Source organism: Jeotgalibacillus campisalis (assembly GCF_000829515.1).
Classification (GTDB): domain Bacteria; phylum Bacillota; class Bacilli; order Bacillales; family Jeotgalibacillaceae; genus Jeotgalibacillus; species Jeotgalibacillus campisalis.
In genome coordinates, this window is sequence record NZ_JXRR01000010.1 from 91,326 (window position 1) to 112,028 (window position 20,703).

Sequence of the window (20,703 nt, forward strand, 5' to 3'; positions counted from 1 at the left end):
CTTTTTTATCGTTCGTTTTCTGAATAGGACTGGTCCATGCACAGAACCCGTGGAAAAAGGGAGAGGTTTCTTTCTTTTGCCTTTGTTCGCCCATGCCTCCTGTTCGGAATTCGAGCAGGGGGCTTTTTTGTCCCCGAAATACAAAAATGGGGATGATTACATGTTACTGCTAGAAGCAAATAAACTTAAAAAATCTGTAAAGGACGTCCTGTTATTTGAAGCAGAACAACTGCGTATTTACCGAGGTGACAGGATTGGGCTCGTTGGCCGTAACGGGAGCGGGAAAACAAGTCTTCTCTCAATCCTGACAGGACACGAAAATGCGGAGAGCGGCAGCCTGGTAAGTGATGCTTCCTGCCATCTCCTGCCTCAATTAAAGCGAACAGATACAACCAAAAGCGGTGGAGAGATTACGCAGGAATACATTAATTACGCTTTATCCGTAAAAACAGATATTCTTCTGGCGGATGAACCAACCACAAATCTTGATCTAACAAGACTGGCACAGCTTGAACAGCAGCTGAAACGGTTTCAGGGTGCTTTGGTGCTTGTTTCTCATGACCGGATGTTCCTTGATGCACTCTGTACGAAAATTTGGGAAATTGATGATCAGAAAATCAAAGAATATAAAGGGAACTACACAGCATACGCCGCCTTGAAAGAGCAGGAAAAAAGGCAGCATGAAGAAGCGTATGATCAATATGTCAAAAAGAAAAAGCAACTTGAAGAAGCGATTCGAAAAAAAGAGTTGAAGGCTGAAAGGGCTACAGTAAAACCAAAGGATGGAGGGGTGCAGGCTACAAACTCCAAGCCTTACTTTGCCAAGAAACAAAAAAAGCTGCAAAAAACAGCAAGTACGCTGGAGACGAAGATCGAACAAATGGAAGAGGTTGAAAAGCCCCGGCACCATGCTCCTATAAAAATGAATCTGCCCAATGAAGAAGCCATTACTAACAGAAATGTTGTGACTGTCGACTCCTATGAACAGTCGGCAGGGCAGAAGTTTTTATATCGCACTTCCCCTTTCCGAATCAAGGGAGGAGAAAAGGTCGCAATCATTGGAGAAAATGGCAGTGGAAAAACAACCTTCCTGCGAAGTTTAATGGGTAATGAGCAGGCAGCTGTATTTTCACCGGCTGTAAGGGCAGGATACTTTAGTCAAAATCTTGATATTTTACAAACAGATAAAACAATTCTTGAAAATGTAATGGAATCGTCTGTTCATCCGCAGGATTTAATCCGCACTGTACTTGCTCGTCTTCATTTTTATAGAGAAGATGTGTTCAAACCCATTCATGTATTGAGCGGGGGAGAACGGGTGAAGGCTGCATTTGCTAAGGTTTTTCTAAGTGAACTGAATTTGCTGATATTAGATGAACCGACAAATTATCTTGATATTGAAGCGGTTGAGGCATTAGAGCAACTGTTGATCGACTTTAGCGGGACAGTAGTATTTGTTTCTCATGACCGGCGTCTGATTGAAAAGGTGGCAGAGAAAATGATCGTTATCAAGGACAATCATTTATCATTGTTTGAGGGAGGCTATCGTGAATATCATCAACCAAAACCAGAGACAACGCGTGATTCAAGAGAAGACGACCTCATGAAACTGGAAATGAAACTATCTGAAGTGCTCAGCAGACTCAGTTTGAATCCGAGTGAAGAGCTAGATCGGGAATTTAAAAAACTAATTGAACTGAAAAAACAATTAACCTAGGTCTATTCGGTTTTTAGTGAGGGTTGTTCAATTAAGGTATATTCAGATCGAAAATATGAAAAGAGGTTTGAACGCCCCCCACGTACTCGCTTACGCTCACTTGAAGTGAGGGATTTCTCGCCGTTTTTAGATAGAATAATGGTAAAAAAAGAGTAAATAATACCACAGAGGGTATTGCACTAGTAACGTTAAAAAGGAAAGGAGAGGTTATATGTTTCATTATACAGTTGAAACGAACCAAAATATCTCTGAGGCGATTCAATCGCTGGAGCAGCAATTAAGTGAAGAGCAGTTTGGGGTTCTGTGGCAATTTGATCTTCAGGGCAAGCTTCAGGAAAAAGGATTGGATTTCAATCAGCCTTATCATGTACTTGAGGTGTGCAATCCAAAAGAAGCAAAAAGTGTATTAGAAGAAAATCTGCTTGCAGGCTACTTTCTTCCTTGTAAGATTGTCGTTTATGAAGAAGAGGGCAAAACAAAAATCGGAATGCCAAAGCCAAGCGCATTAGTGAGCATGCTTGAAGATGAAGAGGTAAAGAAAATGGCGGCGAGTATAGAGAACCGCCTGATTATGTGTATGAATAAAGCTGTTGCTTAAAGAAGATCTTGTTAGAATTGCTGAAATGATTATCATAAAAATCCGGCGCATAGCGTGCCGGATTTTTATGTGATAATGCACAACCAGAGGCTTAAGCAAGGTTTTTTTGAGGTGTCCGTCATCATCATCCTTTTGACCGTTTTTTTGCATAGTAAAGAAATTTTTACATACACATGGAGGATGATGATATAGAAAGGGGGATCCAGCAATGTGCGGTATTACAGGGTGGGTGGATTGGAACAGGGATCTCATGAATGAAGAAGATGTGATGAAAAAGATGGTAAAGACCCTGGGGAAACGAGGACCTGATGCCTCTGCAATTAGTAAAACGCCGCGTTCACTTTTGGGGCATACCCGTCTTGTCGTAGTGGATCCGGCAGGCGGTGCTCAGCCAATGAAAAGGAAAAAAGAAAAAGAGGAATACACCCTCGTCTACAATGGCGAGCTTTATAATACAGACGAAGTGCGTGCGGAGCTTATAAAAAAAGGATATGCTTTTCAATCTCATTCAGATACAGAAGTTTTGCTTACTGCTTATATAGAATGGAAAGAAGATTGCTTAAACCATTTTAACGGCATTTTCGCCTTTGCTGTTTGGAATCAGACAAAGGAAGAATTATTTCTGGCTCGCGATCGTTTAGGAGTTAAGCCATTATTTTACCGGCATGACGGTTCTTCCCTTCTTTTTGGGTCGGAGTTAAAAGCTATATTGGCACATCCGGATGTAGAAGCGGAAATAGATGAAGAAGGTCTTCAGGAACTGTTTGGTTTAGGTCCTGCACGAACACCTGGATATGGAGTGTTTAAAGGCATTCACGAACTTCGGCCTGCCCATGCTATGGTGTTTAACCGAAATGGACTAAAGAAATGGCGGTATTGGAATGTTAAAAGTGAAGAGCATCCACACTCTGTTGAAGAAACTTCCAGGCATGTACATGATCTTCTGAAAGACGCTGTGGAACGGCAATTAGTCGCAGATGTCCCGGTGTGCACTTTTCTGTCAGGGGGTGTAGATTCGAGTGCAATAAGTGCATTTGCCTCGGATTTTATGCAAAGAGAAGGCAGAGGGGCACTCAACACCTATTCAATTGACTATGAGCAAAACAGTCATTACTTTAAAGCAAGTGCCTTTCAGCCAAATGAAGATGGACCTGCGATTCAGTTAATGCAGCATTTTTTAGGTTCCGCTCACCATTCATCTGTCATGAGTAACGAACTGCTTGCAAAGCGGCTTGACGACGCCATGAAGATGCGCGATTTGCCTGGCATGGCGGATGTAGATTCGTCCCTTTTGTGGTTCTGTGAAGAAATTAAATCCAATTTCACAGTTGGATTATCAGGGGAATGTGCGGATGAGATATTTGGCGGCTATCCCTGGTTTTATAAAGAAGAACTTCTTAATGCCGGAGGGTTCCCATGGATGAGGTCTCAAAAAGAAAGGGAGGGACTTCTTGTACCTGAATGGCAGAACAAATTGCATCTTACGGAATATGCAGAACAACGATACAGGGAAATGATTGCAGAAACTCCCTATCTTGATGGAGAATCAGAGAAAGAAACGCGCCGGAGGGAAATGTCTTATATAAATATGATTTCGTTTATGACCACTTTGCTTGATCGAAAAGACCGAATGAGCATGGGGGCAAGTCTTGAGGTGCGTGTCCCGTTTGCAGATCATCGGTTAGTAGAGTATGCATGGAATATCCCCTGGAGTATGAAGATGCTCAATGGACAGGAAAAGGGGATTTTGCGCAAAGCGTTGGAAGGCACACTCCCGCTGCAAATTTTGTACCGTAAAAAAAGTCCGTATCCTAAAACCCATCACCCTGTGTATGCCAGGGCAGTAACAGCTAGGCTAAAAGAAATCATAAACCGCCCGTCTGCTCCATTGTTAACCTTTTTCTCACATAAAAAACTGCAGGAGCTTGTCGACACACAAGGGTCCTCTTTTCAAGGACCATGGTTTGGACAGCTTATGTCCGGTCCGCAATTAATTGCTCACTTAGTTCAAATGAACAGCTGGTTTGAAAAATATAATGTAAAGATTGTTTAAAAAGATGAAATGTGAGAACTGCTGATGCGGTTCTTTTTTTTATACAAAAAGTGCAAAAAGCAGTTTATAAATTAGGGGTGGAAAAAAAGGGAGAAACAAGTAAAGTTTATTTTAGAGAGGAGTGACAGAAAATGTATCAATATTATAATGGACTGATTATTAGAGAAGGCACGACAGATGTTCCCGCAGTACAGGTGAAAAAGCTATTTGAAGAAGCTGGCTGGATAAGAGAAGTTCCGAAATGGCAAATGGAGAAATTCTCATTGATTTTTGAACACGCTTCCTGGGCATTTACTGTATGGAATGATGAAGAAATGGTAGGAATGGTAAGGGTTGTTTCTGACAAAATAATGATGGGTACTATTATGGATCTGGTGGTGCAAAAAAATTGGCAGGGAAAAGGCATAGGTCAAAAACTCGTCTCACTATGTGTTGCAAAGCTCCCTCATGGAGATTGGTTTGCTCATACATCATCGGCAAATTTTGACTTTTACAAACGCTGCGGTTTTGAAGTGAAAGATCTGAGCAAAAATGGGACATGTGTATATTATGGTTACATTCAAGCAAAAAAAGATGGACATCGGCTGTAATTGTTACTCATCGGTTGAGAAACTCACTTGATCTTTTTCATTCATTCAAACAGATCCTGCAGCAGAATGTCCCGCTGCAGGAAATCGGTTAAGAATTTAAAATCAATTGATAAAAGTGCACATCCTGCCATTGATCAAACTTATAGCCCACCTCTTTAAAACATCCTGCAAATTCAAAGCCGAATTTTTCATGAAGCTTTACACTTGCCTCATTGCCGCCGGTTATGCCGCCAATTACTACATGATGGTCAAGTTTAGCTGCACGAAGCAAAATTTCTTCCATCAGTAACTTCCCAATGCCTTTACCCTGATAGTCAGAAGAGATGTAAATAGAAAGCTCTACTGTATCTGAATAGGCTTCTTTGTCCCTAAAAGGGCTTAAACTGCTGTAACCTGCAACTTTACCATCTAGTTCTGCGACAAGTAACGGATGGCGTCCCCCGTACTTATTAAACCATGCCTGTCTTTCTTCAATGGTTTGTCTGCGCAAATCAAATGTCGCGACAGTTTTTTCTATCGCCTCATTATAAATCGCCGCCATTTCAGTAAGATCCTTCTGTTGTGCTTCTCGTATGCTGACCATGCGAATCCCCCATTAAACTGATTTTCATTCCTATTCTACTCTAAAAGCTGCGCGTTGAACAAAAATATAAAAAATGAGCCATTTTTAAAAATGAAACGTTCCTATTTACAGCCATAACACGGCACTTGAAGTTTAACTATCAGGATTTTATATTCTCAGATAAAGGAACTCATAAATTCCCGAATAATGCCTATCCTAAACAGGTGCTTTCCCTTAACTAAATGATGCCAGTTAACCTGTTTTTTTAAAATGTGCTGAAGATGTGCATAAAATGTCGAAAATGGGGTAAAGGAAAAGGAACTTCTAACAGAATCAAACTTATCCTTTCCTAATCACGGAAAATCGACGGATGAACGGAGAGAACCGATGAATACACAAGATTTTTTACTAAATAAAATAGGGCTTCTCAGGCAATACGGTACATTGGTGGAATCCATTACCTCCATTGCATTCGATTCCCGTAATATTATAAATGGTTCTGCATTCTTCTGCATAAAAGGCGAAAATGCTGACGGGCATGACTTTATTGTTGAAGCGATTGAAAACGGTGCGATTCTCATTGCAGGAACTGACGCGGATCAGTTTGAAAGGCTTAATAAAGAGTATCCTGCCTGTACTTTCCTGCTCGTTCAGGATGTTCGATATGCGATGGCACATTTTTCTATCTACTTCTACAACCAGGTACACCAAAGCCTTCAAACCATAGGAGTAACGGGAACAAACGGTAAAACAACCGTAGCAACCTTTGTTCGTTCCTTATTAACTCAGCTTGCCGTGCCTACAGGATCAATTGGTACAAATGGCATTTGCTCATCCAAGGGGCAAATTACCTTTAAAAAGAGCACCCCAACTACACCTGAAGCACCGGATTTACACCATATCTTTCAGCTTTTAAGTGAAGAGCAGGATCAAGCTGCTGTTATGGAGGTTTCCTCGATTGCAATAGACCAAAAAAGAGTGGAAGGCATTCATTTTGATATCGCCATTCATACTAATTTGTCACCGGAGCATCTTGAGTATCATAAAACATTTCAGCATTATAAAGAAGCGAAAATGAAACTGTTTAAGCAGGCGAGCCGCTCTATTATCAATTATGATGATGCTGGCATGGGAAAAGATTTGATTGACGCTTCAAATGGAGAATTAATGACGTACAGCTTGGACCGTTCATCAGGAGCTGATTTAATTGCGGACAAGATCCATGTGACAGAAGAGGGGACAAGGTTTGAGCTGATTTATCAAAACCGTTCATATATCGTTCACTCAACCGTATTTGGAGATTATAATGTAGCCAATTTATTAACGGCAATTGGTGTCGGACTATTTAATGGCTTTACTATTGAAAAGATGCTGCCGGTATTAGAAAAAATCGAAAACCCTGCAGGTCGCTTTCAGGTTATTGATCAATATGGTGAAAGAAAAATTATACTCGACTACGCTCATACGCCTGTTGCATTGGAAAAGTTAGTCGAAGAGGCAAAAAAACTCGATTACCGAAAACTGATTGTTATGATCGCCGGGATTGGCATACGGGATTTTAATAAAATGCCGCTAATGGCTCAAACGATTGAAGGCAAGGCAGATAAAATTGTTGTAACAGTTGATCATCCAGGTTTTTTTGATCCGAAAAAAATTGTAAACCAGGTTATGTCAGGATTTTCCGATCAGGAATCACCCAATATTTATACCTCACTAACGAGGGAAGAAGGCGTCAAAACATCTTTAGAGCTGTCAGGCGATGAAGATATAATCATTTTAACAAGCGGGTGCATCAATGGGGCTCAGCTTGTTAAAGGAGAAGAAATTCCTCATTCAGACGAGGATATTATTCATGATTATTTTAGTGAATTCACCCTCATTGGTGAAGATATAGTCGGCACCCTGTAAAAGTTTTAAACAATTGCATCAGTATATAAAGAAGAATGCCTTAATGAATATAAATTTTTCATTAAGGCATTCTTTCGTTTGAGAAGTTTTTTGAAAATCTAATTTAAAGCCCCATCACCTCTGCAATCAGACGATAGGATTGAAGCCTGTCCCCATGATTATGCGTATTCGTAATAAGTAAAAATTCATCTACTCCATATTTTTCACTAAGTGCTTCTAATTCTGCTTTTACATCAGCTGGTGTGCCGACAATAGCTCTTCTCCGGTTATAATTGATTTTTCGTTGTTCCTCAGAGGATACACTTTTGCCCTCGATGTCCTCAAGCGCAGGTATTTGTGTATCTCCTTTTTCTAACCCCAAAAGCCACATATCCTGGCTGAGCGCAATTCTTTCCGCTTCTTCTTTCGTAGGTGCACATACCACAAACACACATGCATTCACTGCTGATTCGCTGCCCATTTTAAGATGTTGTCGATAAGCCTTAAAAGCAGCTTCCCAGTTATCGGGATTAATAAAATGACCAAATGTCAGACCCATACCTTTTTCTGCGGCTAGCTTGGCACTTGAAGGAGATAACCCAAGTATCCAAACAGGAGGGACAGCACCCGGGCGAGGGGTTACCTTAACCATTCGATAAGGATGCTGCTTTGGAAGTTGATTATACAAAAAGCCGATCAAATCATCCACCTGCCTGGGGAATTGGTCAAGGTTATTTTCCGATCCATCTGTCAGCGCGCTTCTCGTTCGTTCTGTTCCACCAGGAGAGCGTCCAATTCCAAGATCAATTCGTCCGGGGAAAAATGCTTCTAAAGATTTAAACGTTTCTGCCACTTTCAGAGGGCTGTATTGAGGAAGGAGAATCCCGCCGGATCCCACCTTTATTCTTTGAGTCTGGGATGCAATCCGCGTCATCCAAATCTCGGGCGACGCGCTCAAAAGCCCGTTCGTATTATGATGTTCTGCAAACCAATAGCGGGAATAGCCCATTTTTTCAGCTTCTATCGCAAGCTCAATGGTCTGCTCAATCGTTTGTTGGACCGTTTGCCCTTTAGGCAGCGGCACCTGATCAAGTATTCCAAGTTTCATCGCCAAAACTCCTTACTTTTAGGCACAGTGGATAAGTGTGTCAATTTGCTTTGAGACGTTTGTGTTAAGTTCAACATGCTCAATTTATAATTGTAGTATGCCACGATATAGTAAAAAACGCATGCATTCCGTTCGGCTTCTCTGATTGGACTCGACGGGATTTAAAGAAAGAACTGCCTGATGGTTCGACTGTATTGGCTAATGGAAAGGCAAAAACTGAACAGATTGATTTGACTAACTTAATGGAAGGTCAAACGGTTAAGACGAGGCAACCAAATTAATCTGAAGGAAATTTTCCACAACAGATGCCGTTACACCAAGAGCGGCCGCATAAGTAGAATTTTTAGAAAAACTGATTTCAAGGTCTTTTTGATGAAACCAGTTTGAATGATCCTTGATGTAATGTAAGATAGGAGCTTCCAGAAATTCTTTTGCTGATCCCAGACGGTTTCCAATGATGACATGATCCGGGTTGAAGGTATGAATAATCGAGTTAATTCCAACGCCAAGATACATACCAATCTCTTTAAAAAGATCGGCCGCTTCCGGGTGCCTGCCTGCAAGTGAAATCAATTCTTCAAGATCCAATTCTCTGCCGTTTTCAAGATTGCCCGCTTTAGTCAGTAAAGCTTTTTCTGAAGCGTACAGTTCCCAGCAGCCATGATTCCCGCATGTACAGTCCGGCCCATTAATATCAATGGTCATATGACCCATCTCTCCTGAAAATCCATTGTTCCCCTTATACAGAATTCCGTTTAAAATAATCCCAACTCCAATGCCGGTGCCTGCACTGACATACACAAGATTTTCTGATTCTTTCCCTGATCCAAATCTCTTTTCGCCATAGGCTCCTGCGTTTGCTTCGTTTTCTATGGTTACCGGAAGAGAGAATTGATTTTCTACAATTTCTTTCAACTTAATATTTTCCCATTTTAAATTAGGCGCATGAAGAATTTCTCCGTCTTTATTAACGGCACCCGGAGCGCCAATCCCTATTCCAATAACCCCATATGTACAGGAAGGGGTGCTTTGTATAAGGCTGTTAATCAGTTCAAACAGCCTTGTTTCAATTTCTTTATATGAGAGCTGAGAAAAATAGCTCTTTTCTTCATATATAATCTTTCCGTTTAAGTCAGTTAAGATGCCCAGAAGATAGTTAACTCCTAGATCGACGCCAATGGAAAAGCCGGCCTGCCCATTAAAGTAGAGCATGACAGGACGTCTGCCGCCGCTTGATTCTCCAGGACCAGATTCGTAAAGTAAATTTTCTTCAAGCAACTCACTTACGAGAGAAGAAACGGTGCTTTTATTTAAGCCTGTGGTTTTCGCGATATCTGCACGGGAGATCGGTGTATTCTTCTTAATGTGTTGAAGAACCAATGATTTATTTCCCTTTTTTACTACGTGCTGATTCCATGTATGATTCGTCATATATATATCCGGTCTCCTTTGTGAAACGTATCGTAAAAATATAGTATCATATACTTAGTTTGTCCGATAGACAAACTTTAAATTGTCTGATAATCTTAAAAGGTAAAGATCCATTCTATTCATAATGTAAATCGACATAGGCGGACTAAAGGGTTGAAAGGAGAAAACAATGAAAAATATGTTTTTTAATGCTCATCATTCACCAATTGGCGCTTTTTCAAGCTTTACTCTCGGATTTCCGGGTAATGGCGGGGGACTGGATCTAGAACTTGGCCGTTCTCCAAGGAAAAATGTGTACATAGGACTGGAATCTTCTGAGCAGGAAGGCATCTATCAGGCTCTTCCTTTTTTCGGCACGAATGAAGATGAAAGTAAGCGCTACGATATTGAAAATCCTGATCCGGATCCTGATAAGCCGGACATCATTCATCCCTTTTCGAAAGATGAAGTAGAAAGAGATTTTCAACTGGGAACGGATACATGGAGTGCTGGCGACTTGTCATTCACCATTTATTCTCAGGTTCATCCTGTAGAAGATCCGGAACAAGCAGCGGTAGAGGAATTAAAACGCACCTTGGTACCGGCTGTGCTGGCTGAATTAACGGTGGATAATACAAAAGGAAAGAAGACAAGAAGAGCGTTTTTCGGCTATGAAGGAAGTGATCCTTACAGCTCTATGAGACGGCTTGATGATCTTCATCAGCCCATTACTGGAATAGCAGAAGGACGGCTTACGGCTATTGCATCTAAGCAGGGAAAAGCGAAATCTGCGATGCATTTCAGTATGGAAAATATTCTGACTACACCGTATGAAGAGAATTGGACATTTGGTCTTGGTCCAATGGGGACACTCATTATGGATGTTCCTGCCGGGGAAATAGCTACCTATCAATTTGCAATTTGCTTTTACAGAGGAGGAATTGCTACTGCAGGCTTGGATACCTCCTATTATTATACAAAGTATTTTTCCTCTGTAGAAGAGGTGGCTGCTTATGCTTTAGACAATTTTGATCTTATTAAACAAAGAGCTGTCAGCAGCAATGACCAGATAAGCAGCTCTTCCTTATCGAATGACCAAAAATTTATGCTGTTGCATGCGATACGAAGCTATTATGGCAATACGCAGCTCCTGTTTACTGATGGAAAGCCTTTCTGGGTAGTGAATGAAGGTGAATACCGCATGATGAACACCTTTGATCTCACAGTGGATCAGTTGTTTTTCGAAATGAAAAAGAACCCGTGGACCGTTAAAAATGAACTCGATATGTTCGTAAAGCGTTTCAGCTATGAGGATGACGTTCGTTTTCCAAATGACGAAAAGCTGTACAAAGGCGGGATTAGCTTTACGCATGATATGGGGGTAGCCAATACCATCAGCAGACCACATCATTCGTCCTATGAGGTATATGGCATCGATGGCTGCTTCTCTCACATGACGCATGAGCAGCTGGTAAACTGGGTGCTGACAGCAGCTGTGTATGCAGAAAATACAGCAGATGAAAAATGGCTGGAAGAAAATCTGTCCATTTTCAAACGATGCTTTGAGAGCATGACCAACCGCGATCATCCGGATCCGGAAAAACGAAATGGACTGATGGGTCTGGATTCAAGCCGTGTAATGGGAGGGGCTGAAATCACGACGTATGACAGTCTTGATGTATCGCTCGGCCAGGCTCGTAACAACCTTTATCTTGGAGGGAAGATCTGGGCAGCTTATGTAGCGCTTGAGCATCTATTTAAAAGAAAAGGCGAGGAGAAACATGCGCAGGAAGCTGGCAGCCAGGCGGTAAAAACAGCTGCTACCATCGCGTCCCATATGACAGAAGAAGGTTATATTCCAGCTGTGATGGGTGAAAATAATGACTCTCAAATTATCCCGGCTATTGAAGGGTTAATTTTTCCTTACTACATGAATTTGCAGGAAGCGGTCGATCCTAATGGACGATTCAAAGAATATATTGCGGCTTTGAAAAAGCATTTGCAGACCGTTTTAAAAGAAGGCGTTTGTAAATTTGACGATGGAGGGTGGAAAATTTCATCCACCAGCAATAATTCCTGGCTCAGCAAGGTGTATCTGTGCCAATTCATCGCAAGAGAGATATTGCAGCATCACGATGAAGGCGGCGAAAAGGCAGATGTAGCTCATGTCAGCTGGCTTACCCACCCTGAGTTATCCGTATGGAGCTGGAGCGATCAAATTATCTCCGGTGAAATTATCGGAAGCAAATATTATCCTCGGGGAGTGACAAGCATTTTGTGGCTGGATGAAACATCCAATCAGAACCGCGGCGAAAAACAAACAGAAAAGTCTCAAACAACATAAAAATGTAAGCAGTTACATGACGGTTAGTAATTTAAAATAATAGGAGGAATAGAAAATGGCTTATTTTTCAAACGTAAAACAAATCGACTTTGAAGGTGCCCAATCAACGAATCCATTTGCTTTTAAATTTTATAATCCGGAAGAAACGTTTCAAGGGAAAACAATGGAGGAATACCTTCGATTTGGTGTAGCTTATTGGCATACATTCACAATGGATGGAAGTGATCCATTTGGAGCTGGAACGATGAGCCGCCAATGGGACCGCTATTCGGGAATGGACTTAGCAGTATTGGAACTTCCGGCGTAGTTCTTTCCTATGAAGCTTCTTCACAGAAATCGTTTGATGGGAAAGTCCATTATTTTAATCATGGCAAAGAAAACAGCTTCTATACAATGGGCGTAACACTTTCTGCCGGTCACAGCCTGTCATGGTTTCGTGAAATTTTTGCAGTGGACCAGAGTTTTGATGAATTGCTAGAGGAAGCAAGCGCCGTTCCTCCAGGGGCAAATGGACTGTTATTCACCCCTTATCTTGCAGGAGAACGAACGCCGCATGCAGATGCTGACATTAGAGCAAGTTTTATTGGCATGAGCACCTCTCATCTTCTGAAAGATTTTACCCGCTCTGTATTGGAAGGCATTACATTTTCACTGAATGAATCAATTGAAATTTTCCGTGGTGAAGGCAAGCAAATCGATCGAGTTGTATCGATAGGAGGCGCTGCTAAAAGTCCGGTATGGCTTCAGATGCAGGCTGATATATTTGATGCAGAAGTGATCAGACTGTCCTCTGAACAAGGGCCCGGAATGGGAGCTGCGATGCTTGCAGCTTTTGGATGCGGCTGGTTTGATTCACTTGAAGATTGTGCAGAAGAATTTTTGAAAGAATCAACCGTTTACCAACCGGTGAAAGAGCGTGTAGAAATTTATAAAGAAGTTTTTGCTATTTATCAAAGGGTTTATGAACAGACGAAGGACATAAACAGGGCATTAATTAATTTACGTTAAGTCACAGCCAATATATATAGGTCTTTTGAGACTGGAATCGCAACCAATAACACAAAGAACGTCATCATGTGCAGACGTATTCATGATGACGTTCTTTGCGTTGTAAAGAATTATCCAGGTCTTATCCAGCAAAGCAGGCTGCAGGCAGGAGAAACCGGAATAGTGGCACCAAGCTCCTGCATCAGAAATGAGCCGTACTTTTAAATAGTTGGAAACTCATTAACTTATGTCATAATGAGAGAGTGAAAGTTACAGAATCTTCAATGAAGAAGGAGGAATATGAATGGCTTTATTACTTTTTGATTTGGATGGCACACTCGTAGATTCAACGGATTACTTAACAAGAGCAATCCATTTATCACTTGAAGACATGCGTCATATAGAGGAACCCTCAAGAGAACTTATTCAGTCTGCATTCGGCTTAACCGGAGGAGAATTTTGGTCGAAAGTGATCCCTCAGGCTAATGCGCAGGAGATCATCATGATCCGGGAAAGAAGACGTATATTTTTAGAACAGCTTGTTAAAGGAAATGACATTTTATTTTCAGGTGTGCGTGAGACGCTTGCAGCCCTAAAAAAAGCGGGCCATACACTGTCAACCGCTTCAAATTGCGGAACGCGTTATCTTGATATGGTGCTCGACACACAGGAAATCCGGCAATACTTTACCAGTCCGATTTGCTTAGGTTCCATTGCAGGGGAGAAAAAAGCGGATATTTTAACCGAGCATTTTAAAACGTTTCCCAAAAAAGATGTGTATTTAATTGGGGATCGTTCTTCAGATATAGAGGCCGCCCGCGCTCATCAGATTCCTATCTATATTTGTACATACGGGTTTGGCCATGAAGAAGAATGGCGTGCCGCAGACGAGCGAATTGACGCGATTCATAAGCTTGTGCCAATGTTTGAGAACTAAATAGAAAGGAAGGCAGCAAAATGAATTCAAAACCATTTTTCAGTTCCTGGAGCGGGGGAAAAGATTCCGCTTTGGCCTTTTTTAAAGCATGCAAGGAAGGCTATAGACCGGAAAAGCTGTTCACCATGTTTGAAGAGAATGCAGAACGTTCAAGGTCGCATGGACTTCCACTTGATGTGCTGAAGGCTCAAGCAGATTCTATTGGTGTACCTCTGTTAATAAAAGGGGCATCCTGGGAAACGTATGAAAATCAATTTCTTGAAGCCGCAGCAGAAATGAAAGAAGAGGGGATTACATATGGCGTTTTTGGTGATATCGACCTCGAGGATCATTTAAAATGGGTTGAAAATACCTGCAGCAAAGCAGGGATCCATTCCTGTCATCCTTTATGGAAAATGGACCGGAGAGCGGTATTAAAAGAGCTTTTGGAGGCAGGATTTGAATGTGTCATCATAGTGGTGAAAAATGATAAGCTTCCTGATTCATTTCTTGGAAAAAAGATAACGAAAGAAGTGATTCTTGAGCTTGAGAGCTATGGGGTTGACGCCTGTGGAGAAGAAGGGGAGTTTCATACAGTAGCAGTGAATGGACCGATTTTTTCAAGCCCTATACATTTGCGTTTTAACGGTATTCATGTAGAAGCAGGATACTCTTTTTCAGATGTATCTTTGTTAAACCGTTGAATGACGCTCACATTTTAGGCTGCATTCAGTCGGGGTTTTCAGTTTTTTTTCAGTAAAGGAGAAACCCGGCAGAGCATGGAGTTTAAAGAAAACGACCTGATTTTAGTCAGGTCGTTCTCCGCGCTGCAGTTCCCTGATAGAGAGTCCAAACCTCATTTCAAAATGCGGATAGTCTTTGAAGCCGTGCCAGTCGCCTCCCCAGGAAAACCCCAGTTCTTTAGCAATTTCGACTACTTCCATCCAATCAGAGCGTTCATTATTATTTCCGTCATACTCCATATCCCATACGACTGTATCTTCATTTGTCCTGATGGCAAAATCTATGGCCAGACCGAAATTATGGTAGGATTCGCCGCCTCTTGCATTGGTAACGATATTTCCCTCTTCGGATCTGCCTTGTTCATATATTTTATCCTGTTCTTCAGCGGAACGGAAGCCATCGGTGATCACGATTTCGATTCCCTGTTCTGCGGATTGTTCAATTAATTCGTTTTTCTTTTCTTCAACGACAGGGTGCAATTCTGTGGGCATTGGTACATTGGCTAACTCTTCGCGGCGTTGATGTTCTTCTGCCACCCACCAGATAATTGCGCCAAGCACAGTCGCCAAGATTAATAGATTCAGCCCTTTTTTCATTCGCATCTCCTTAATCCATGGATCTACTATTATTGTAGCATGATGCATTCTTCTTCAATAGTGGGACCGGTTCATTTCCGTTCCAGGCGTACGCTTTCCGCGGGGCGGGAGGTGAGCCCCTTCAATGCTGCCGCATTTTCACGGTCTCACCCTTCCCGCTGCATCCCGCTGGAGTCGACGCCTTCCACTGCAATGAACCTATCCTAGTGTAAAGACTTATAAAGAGGAAAAAGACATATCGCAAGGATAGCGACTATTTCAGCTTTTAAAGGGGACCGGTTCATTTCCGTTCCAGGCGTACGCTTTCCGCGGGGCGGGAGGTGAGCCCCTTCAATGCTGCCGCATTTTCACGGTCTCACCCTTCCCGCTGCATCCCGCTGGAGTCGACGCCTTCCACTGCAATGAACCTATCCTAGTGTAAAGACTTATAAAGAGGAAAAAGACATATCGCAAGGATAGCGACTATTTCAGCTTTTAAAGGGGACCGGTTCATTTCCGTTTCAGGCGTACGCTTTCCACGGGGCGGGAGGTGAGCCCCTTCAATGCTGCCGCATTATCATGGTCTCACCCTTCCCGCTGCATCCCGCTGGAGTCGACGCCTTTCACTCCAATGAACCTATCCTAGTGTACAGTCTTATAAAAAGGAAAAAGACATATTGCAAGGATAGCCGCTATTCCAGCTTTTAAATGGGCCCGGTTCCTTTCGGTCCAGAGGCTTGCGTTTTCCTCTGTTAATGAATGAATCTATAAAAAGACTGTCTTCGCGAGAATATATTCGTGAAGACAGTCTTATATAATTACTGAGATTTATTCCAGCTGCTGTTTTAATTTAATAATTGAACCCGTTCTCCATATTTTAAGATCCGGACAACTGCAAGCCCGTCGCTGTATTTTTTTTCACCGAAGCTTACAGGGAGCAGTGAAAAGGCAGCAAAATAAACGGAAAAGTAAGCATATTGATAAAAGAAAACATCTGCCCCGATTACATTTGATATGATTAGAAAATTGATCAGCAGGATGGAACCAATATTAAAAATGACTCCGCCTAAATGGACCATTGTATGAGTAAATCGATTATTCCACTTTAAAGGTGTATATTCGCAAAAGGAATCCAAAAAGTAGATGGAATGGACATCTACAGGGCCTATGCTAAAAAGCTTTCGTCCTCTTCCTAATGAAAAGCTTGCGCTGCCTCCGAAAATAATTGCAAAAAAAGAATGACCCAGTTGGTGGACCAGTGATACTGCTGGGAAAACGATTAAAAACGACCATAGAAACGTCCACATATCAGCTAATTGAAACATGCCATCACCATCTTTACTTAGATTTATTTTTTTCTTAACATTTATCGATTCAAGTGTATATACAAATTTTGAATGTCCCCACACAAGTGTATTCCCACTCGCAGGAAGTAAAAACATATATTGAAAAATTTATCAATGGATTATTTGAGAGATTCATCCTGCAGCTGGACAACCCTATTTTTTTAAAGTACGATTGAAAAAATTATTGCATGAGAGGAATCCTGTTGTTATGGATATACAAGTTGTTATCACTACTATTTGTGTAATGGGGATCATGATTGCGATTGGTTCTCTATTTGCACTGAAAGTAAACGTGACAAAGGAAGTAAAATACGTATTAATTTTGCTTATATTAAATGTAGCTGTTCCGGCAGTCATTTTAAATGGCATCTTCAGCGTGGAAATGACGGGGGAAACGCTGTCTCTGGCAGCAATGGTTTTTGGTATTTCACTCGTTTATCATATGGGGGCGCTGGGGCTTGTTTTTATATTTGCCAAGTTGTTCAGATTTAAGTCGATCTTTGCTTTAAAGATGACCATTCTCGGGGCTTTAGGAAATACCGGCTTCATAGGTATTCCGCTCGCTGCTACTATATTTGGGGCCCCTGGCGGATTCTTGGCTGCTATTTTTGATGCCGGCCTCAGTGTGACGGTATATACCGTAGTCATTTATTTGCTGCAGGCAGAAGGCCGGTTTCATATCCGTCAATTAAAAGCGGTTATTAATATTCCGGTTTTAGCTATAATTTTTGGGATTTTAGCTGCAGTTACAGGGTTTGAACCGCCTCAAATGATAATTCAATTAACGAATATGCTTGCCGGTCTGGCTGCTCCTATGGCCATGCTGTATGTAGGAATGCTGCTGCCTCCTTTACTTAAAAAGAAAGAAAAAGTGTTTTTTCCTGAGCTTTGGTTTCCTTTAAGCTTCCGGCTGTTGATCCTTCCGCTTGTTGTGATGGTGATCTTTTCCCTGATTTCATTTGATGGTTGGATTGCAAACTTAATTGTTCTGCAAGCAGCAATGCCTACTGCAATGGTAGTAGCAGTACTGTTTTCGAGATATACCTCAGAAGAAGATACAGCCGTTGTAGCTATTTTTGGTTCTACTCTGCTGAGTCTGGCTACCATTCCTCTTATATCCTTTTTAATGTTGTAGCCTTATAGGGTTTTAATTTACCCACAAGTGGTAAAGTGAAATAGACAAATAACGGGAAGGTGTGGAATAAAATGAATAATACATTTTTTAGAGGTTATTTTGGTACATATACAAAAGGAGAGAGTAAGGGGATTTATTCTTTTGGGCTTGATACGGAAAAAGGAGAGCTTACTTCTCTTGAAGTGGCAGCTGAACTTGATAGTCCAACCTATGTTTCAATCAGTGAAGACCAAAAATACCTGTATGCTGTAGCTCCCGGAGGTCTGGCTTCTTACGAGATTGATGCGGCAAGCGGCGGCCTGACGCTCATTAATAAAGTAGATCCAAGAGAAGGGACCCCGTGCTACGTGGAAACCGATCCTTCCAATCAGTTTGCAGCTGCTGCAAACTATCATGATGGAACAGCTGTCCTTTATAAGGTGAACCCGCAAACCGGCGAGCTTTCAGAACAACTATCTGTGGCAGAACAGCAGGGCGGAGGACCGCATGAAAGACAGGACGCGCCACATATGCATTACAGCGGTTTCACAAAAGACGGAAAGTATTTAATTGGTGTTGATCTGGGAACTGATGAAGTCGTAACTTATGAGTACTCAAGCGGAGATTTAAAAGATGTTCAGCGCTTTGCTGCGTCTCCAGGTGCCGGTCCAAGGCATCTTGCTTTTCATCCTGCCGGCAAAATAGCTTATGTAATGACTGAGTTAAGCAATGAAGTGTTAGTGCTTGATTACGATCAGGACAACGGATCTTTTGAGTTGATTCAGACGATTAAAGCTATTCCTGCCGACTTTACAGAAAATAGCCAGGGCAGCGCCATTCATGTTTCTTCAGATGGCAAGTTCGTCTATGCAGGAAACAGAGGACATGATTCCATTGCCGTATTTGCCATTGATCCTGAAACCTATCAAATTAAATTGGTGGAATACGCTGAAACCGGTGGAAATTGGCCGAGAGATTTTGTGATGGACCCTACGGAGAAATTCATCGTGACCACAAATGAAGAGAGCAGTAATGCAGTCTTGTATAAAAGAGATGCAGAAAGCGGAAAACTGTCTCCTGCAGGCTCCACACTGAATGTATCTACACCTGTTTGTGTGAAGTTTTTAAAGTAGGATAGCAACCGAACCTATTTTCTAAAAGAATAGAGAAAAGAGGTCGGGACAAAACTCCAAAAAGTTTTAAAAAAACGAGGTAGCATTTATAAATAATAAGAGGTGAACGGAGCGGAAGGTGGCGACTCCTGCAGGATATGACGGTTGCTTGAGACATTGCAGGGCAAGGCTCTGGAAAGGCTCAGCGCCGTGCCTGCGGAAAGCGTCCGCCTGAAGCGCAGTGAACCGATCAAAGAGGCTGAGACACTTTTGTCCCAGCCTCTTTTCTTTTATTTATTCAATCTAAATTTGATCGCCTTCAATTTGAAGTAATTTTCTTGATTCTTTGCGCTGCCATCCGACTGATACAAAGATTGTTACAAATAGCACCACTAATCCAAGGATAAATGGATAAACGATATTTACATCATAAAGGATTCCTGCAAGCGTAGGTCCAAGGACATTCCCGATGCTCATATAAGCATTGTTCATTCCCATTGCAAAACCCTGTTCATTCCCGGCAAGCTTGGAAACGAGTGTGGTCAGAACAGGACGCAGGATGGATGTGGCAAGAAAAATAAGCAGGGTGACACCAAAGAACAGCACATAGCTTGATGCAAACAGAGACAGGAAAAATCCTGCTGCGGCAACACCAAGGAACAAGGTAAGTACACTGCCTTCTCCCATTTTTCTAACGATTCTTTCTACTACAAATAACTGAACCACTACACTGATGATGCCTGTCGCTGTAATCATAAGTGCAATCTCAGATGGTGTTGCACCAAATTGATTGTCTACATAAAGGCCAATGATCGATTCATAAGCCATAAGCCCAAAACTCATAATTAACGTGATGACGAGGGGGATAAAATACGGCTTATGAACAGAAACGCCGAGTTTCTTCAACAAAGGATCCGGCTTTGTTTCCACCTCTGTAACAGGGGCAGTTTCCTGGCTTTCCTTCAGCATAAAGACAGAAAAAATGACGGCTACTAAGGAAACGAGTGCTGAAATCAACAACGGTACTTTTAAGCCGAACTCAGCTAAAAATCCTCCAATTCCAGGTCCGATAACAATTCCAAGTGACATAGCAGCTGAAATGTAGCTGTTTCCTTTCGCTCGTTGTTCGAGGGTGGTAATATCTGCCACATAAGCAAAAATTGCAGGGATCAAAAGTGCAGCCCCTACTCCGCCAATGACGCGTGATGCGTACAGAACCCAGATGGAGTCTGACCAATAAAAAACAAACATAGAAAGGGTCAGTCCGCTTAGACCAGAAATGATCATTATTCTTCTTCCGTACTGATCCGCCCACTTCCCTGTAATGGGAGACATAATAAGCTGGGCGCCGGCAAAGATCGCAATCATTAATCCAGCTGCAGTTCCTGCCTCTCCGATCGAATTTAAATATGCAGGGAGAATTGGAATTATAATCCCAAAACTTCCGATTGCAATGAACATATTAATCATTAAGATGATCATTTTTTTACGCTGTTGAGTTGACACGTTCATACCTTCTTTCATGGTTTAGCTTTAACTAAATAATCATACAACAATTTTAATCTGGCAGACAGAAAAATGACCTGAGAAAAAATAGAAAGTTTTCTGTTGGATAATATTTTAGTAAGACGAAATATGGT

At 41.8% G+C, this 20,703-nt stretch carries 16 protein-coding genes and 2 pseudogenes; 12 read left to right on the top strand and 6 right to left on the bottom strand.

The window, feature by feature from the left end; translation table 11 throughout:
* The first annotated feature begins 160 nt into the window (after positions 1 to 160).
* From abc-f to KR50_RS05610, 4 genes are all read left to right on the top strand, one after another.
* The gene (abc-f, locus tag KR50_RS05595) at positions 161 to 1,717 is read left to right on the top strand and encodes a ribosomal protection-like ABC-F family protein (protein ID WP_041056069.1); all 1,557 of its coding nucleotides are present in this window, start codon (positions 161 to 163) and stop codon (positions 1,715 to 1,717) included.
* A gap of 211 nt (positions 1,718 to 1,928) precedes the next feature.
* Positions 1,929 to 2,315, top strand: coding sequence for a DUF302 domain-containing protein (locus KR50_RS05600; RefSeq protein ID WP_041055976.1), 387 nt, complete (start codon positions 1,929 to 1,931; stop codon positions 2,313 to 2,315).
* Between the two features lie 208 nt (positions 2,316 to 2,523).
* Positions 2,524 to 4,368, top strand: coding sequence for an asparagine synthase (glutamine-hydrolyzing) (gene asnB / locus KR50_RS05605; RefSeq protein WP_041055978.1), 1,845 nt, complete (start codon positions 2,524 to 2,526; stop codon positions 4,366 to 4,368).
* A gap of 131 nt (positions 4,369 to 4,499) precedes the next feature.
* Positions 4,500 to 4,958, top strand: coding sequence for a GNAT family N-acetyltransferase (locus KR50_RS05610; RefSeq protein ID WP_041055981.1), 459 nt, complete (start codon positions 4,500 to 4,502; stop codon positions 4,956 to 4,958).
* 88 nt (positions 4,959 to 5,046) lie between these two features.
* Here KR50_RS05610 and KR50_RS05615 read toward each other — a convergent pair whose 3' ends face one another.
* Positions 5,047 to 5,541, bottom strand: a complete 495-nt coding sequence (locus KR50_RS05615) for a GNAT family N-acetyltransferase (protein ID WP_041055983.1) — start codon at positions 5,539 to 5,541, stop codon at positions 5,047 to 5,049.
* Positions 5,542 to 5,907: 366 nt separating this feature from the next.
* On the opposite strand from KR50_RS05615, the gene KR50_RS05620 reads away from it, so the two are divergent.
* A complete protein-coding gene (locus KR50_RS05620) occupies positions 5,908 to 7,428 on the top strand; it encodes a UDP-N-acetylmuramoyl-L-alanyl-D-glutamate--2,6-diaminopimelate ligase (RefSeq protein ID WP_041055985.1) in 1,521 nt (506 codons plus the stop codon).
* 103 nt (positions 7,429 to 7,531) lie between these two features.
* Here KR50_RS05620 and KR50_RS05625 read toward each other — a convergent pair whose 3' ends face one another.
* On the bottom strand, positions 7,532 to 8,515 hold the full coding sequence (locus KR50_RS05625; RefSeq protein ID WP_041055987.1) for an LLM class flavin-dependent oxidoreductase: 984 nt from the start codon (positions 8,513 to 8,515) through the stop codon (positions 7,532 to 7,534).
* A 258-nt stretch (positions 8,516 to 8,773) separates the two neighbouring features.
* The gene (locus tag KR50_RS05630; protein WP_041055990.1) at positions 8,774 to 9,946 is read right to left on the bottom strand and encodes an ROK family protein; all 1,173 of its coding nucleotides are present in this window, start codon (positions 9,944 to 9,946) and stop codon (positions 8,774 to 8,776) included.
* A 169-nt stretch (positions 9,947 to 10,115) separates the two neighbouring features.
* Here KR50_RS05630 and KR50_RS05635 point away from each other — a divergent pair, with 169 nt between their 5' ends.
* The 5 genes and pseudogenes from KR50_RS05635 (at position 10,116) to KR50_RS05655 (ending at position 14,876) form a co-directional block, all read left to right on the top strand.
* On the top strand, positions 10,116 to 12,269 hold the full coding sequence (locus KR50_RS05635; RefSeq protein WP_052476817.1) for a glycoside hydrolase family 52 protein: 2,154 nt from the start codon (positions 10,116 to 10,118) through the stop codon (positions 12,267 to 12,269).
* A gap of 55 nt (positions 12,270 to 12,324) precedes the next feature.
* Positions 12,325 to 12,573, top strand: a pseudogene (locus KR50_RS05640) (xylose isomerase); the annotation flags it as partial.
* Positions 12,540 to 13,277 (top strand): annotated as a pseudogene (locus KR50_RS05645) (FGGY-family carbohydrate kinase); the annotation flags it as partial. The pseudogenes KR50_RS05640 and KR50_RS05645, both read left to right, overlap by 34 nt.
* Positions 13,278 to 13,560: 283 nt before the next feature.
* Positions 13,561 to 14,193 (top strand): HAD family hydrolase, encoded by a 633-nt coding sequence (locus KR50_RS05650; protein WP_041055993.1) that lies wholly within the window; start codon positions 13,561 to 13,563, stop codon positions 14,191 to 14,193.
* 20 nt (positions 14,194 to 14,213) lie between these two features.
* Positions 14,214 to 14,876 carry a Dph6-related ATP pyrophosphatase gene (locus tag KR50_RS05655; protein ID WP_041055995.1) on the top strand — a complete coding sequence of 221 codons (663 nt, stop codon included), beginning with the start codon at positions 14,214 to 14,216 and terminating at the stop codon, positions 14,874 to 14,876.
* Positions 14,877 to 14,978: 102 nt separating this feature from the next.
* On the opposite strand, the gene KR50_RS05660 is transcribed toward KR50_RS05655, so the two are convergent.
* Positions 14,979 to 15,518 (bottom strand): M15 family metallopeptidase, encoded by a 540-nt coding sequence (locus KR50_RS05660; RefSeq protein WP_041055997.1) that lies wholly within the window; start codon positions 15,516 to 15,518, stop codon positions 14,979 to 14,981.
* Positions 15,519 to 16,336: 818 nt separating this feature from the next.
* Positions 16,337 to 16,816 (bottom strand): hypothetical protein, encoded by a 480-nt coding sequence (locus tag KR50_RS05665; protein WP_041056072.1) that lies wholly within the window; start codon positions 16,814 to 16,816, stop codon positions 16,337 to 16,339.
* 229 nt (positions 16,817 to 17,045) lie between these two features.
* Between KR50_RS05665 and KR50_RS05670 the strand changes: the two genes are divergently transcribed.
* Together KR50_RS05670 and KR50_RS05675 are read left to right on the top strand one after the other, a co-directional pair.
* A complete protein-coding gene (locus KR50_RS05670; protein WP_041056000.1) occupies positions 17,046 to 17,972 on the top strand; it encodes an AEC family transporter in 927 nt (308 codons plus the stop codon).
* Between the two features lie 71 nt (positions 17,973 to 18,043).
* The gene (locus KR50_RS05675) at positions 18,044 to 19,084 is read left to right on the top strand and encodes a lactonase family protein (protein WP_041056002.1); all 1,041 of its coding nucleotides are present in this window, start codon (positions 18,044 to 18,046) and stop codon (positions 19,082 to 19,084) included.
* 282 nt (positions 19,085 to 19,366) lie between these two features.
* Here the strand turns inward: KR50_RS05675 and KR50_RS05680 are convergent, their stop codons facing one another.
* Positions 19,367 to 20,569 carry an MFS transporter gene (locus KR50_RS05680; protein WP_041056003.1) on the bottom strand — a complete coding sequence of 401 codons (1,203 nt, stop codon included), beginning with the start codon at positions 20,567 to 20,569 and terminating at the stop codon, positions 19,367 to 19,369.
* Between the last annotated feature and the right edge of the window lie 134 nt (positions 20,570 to 20,703).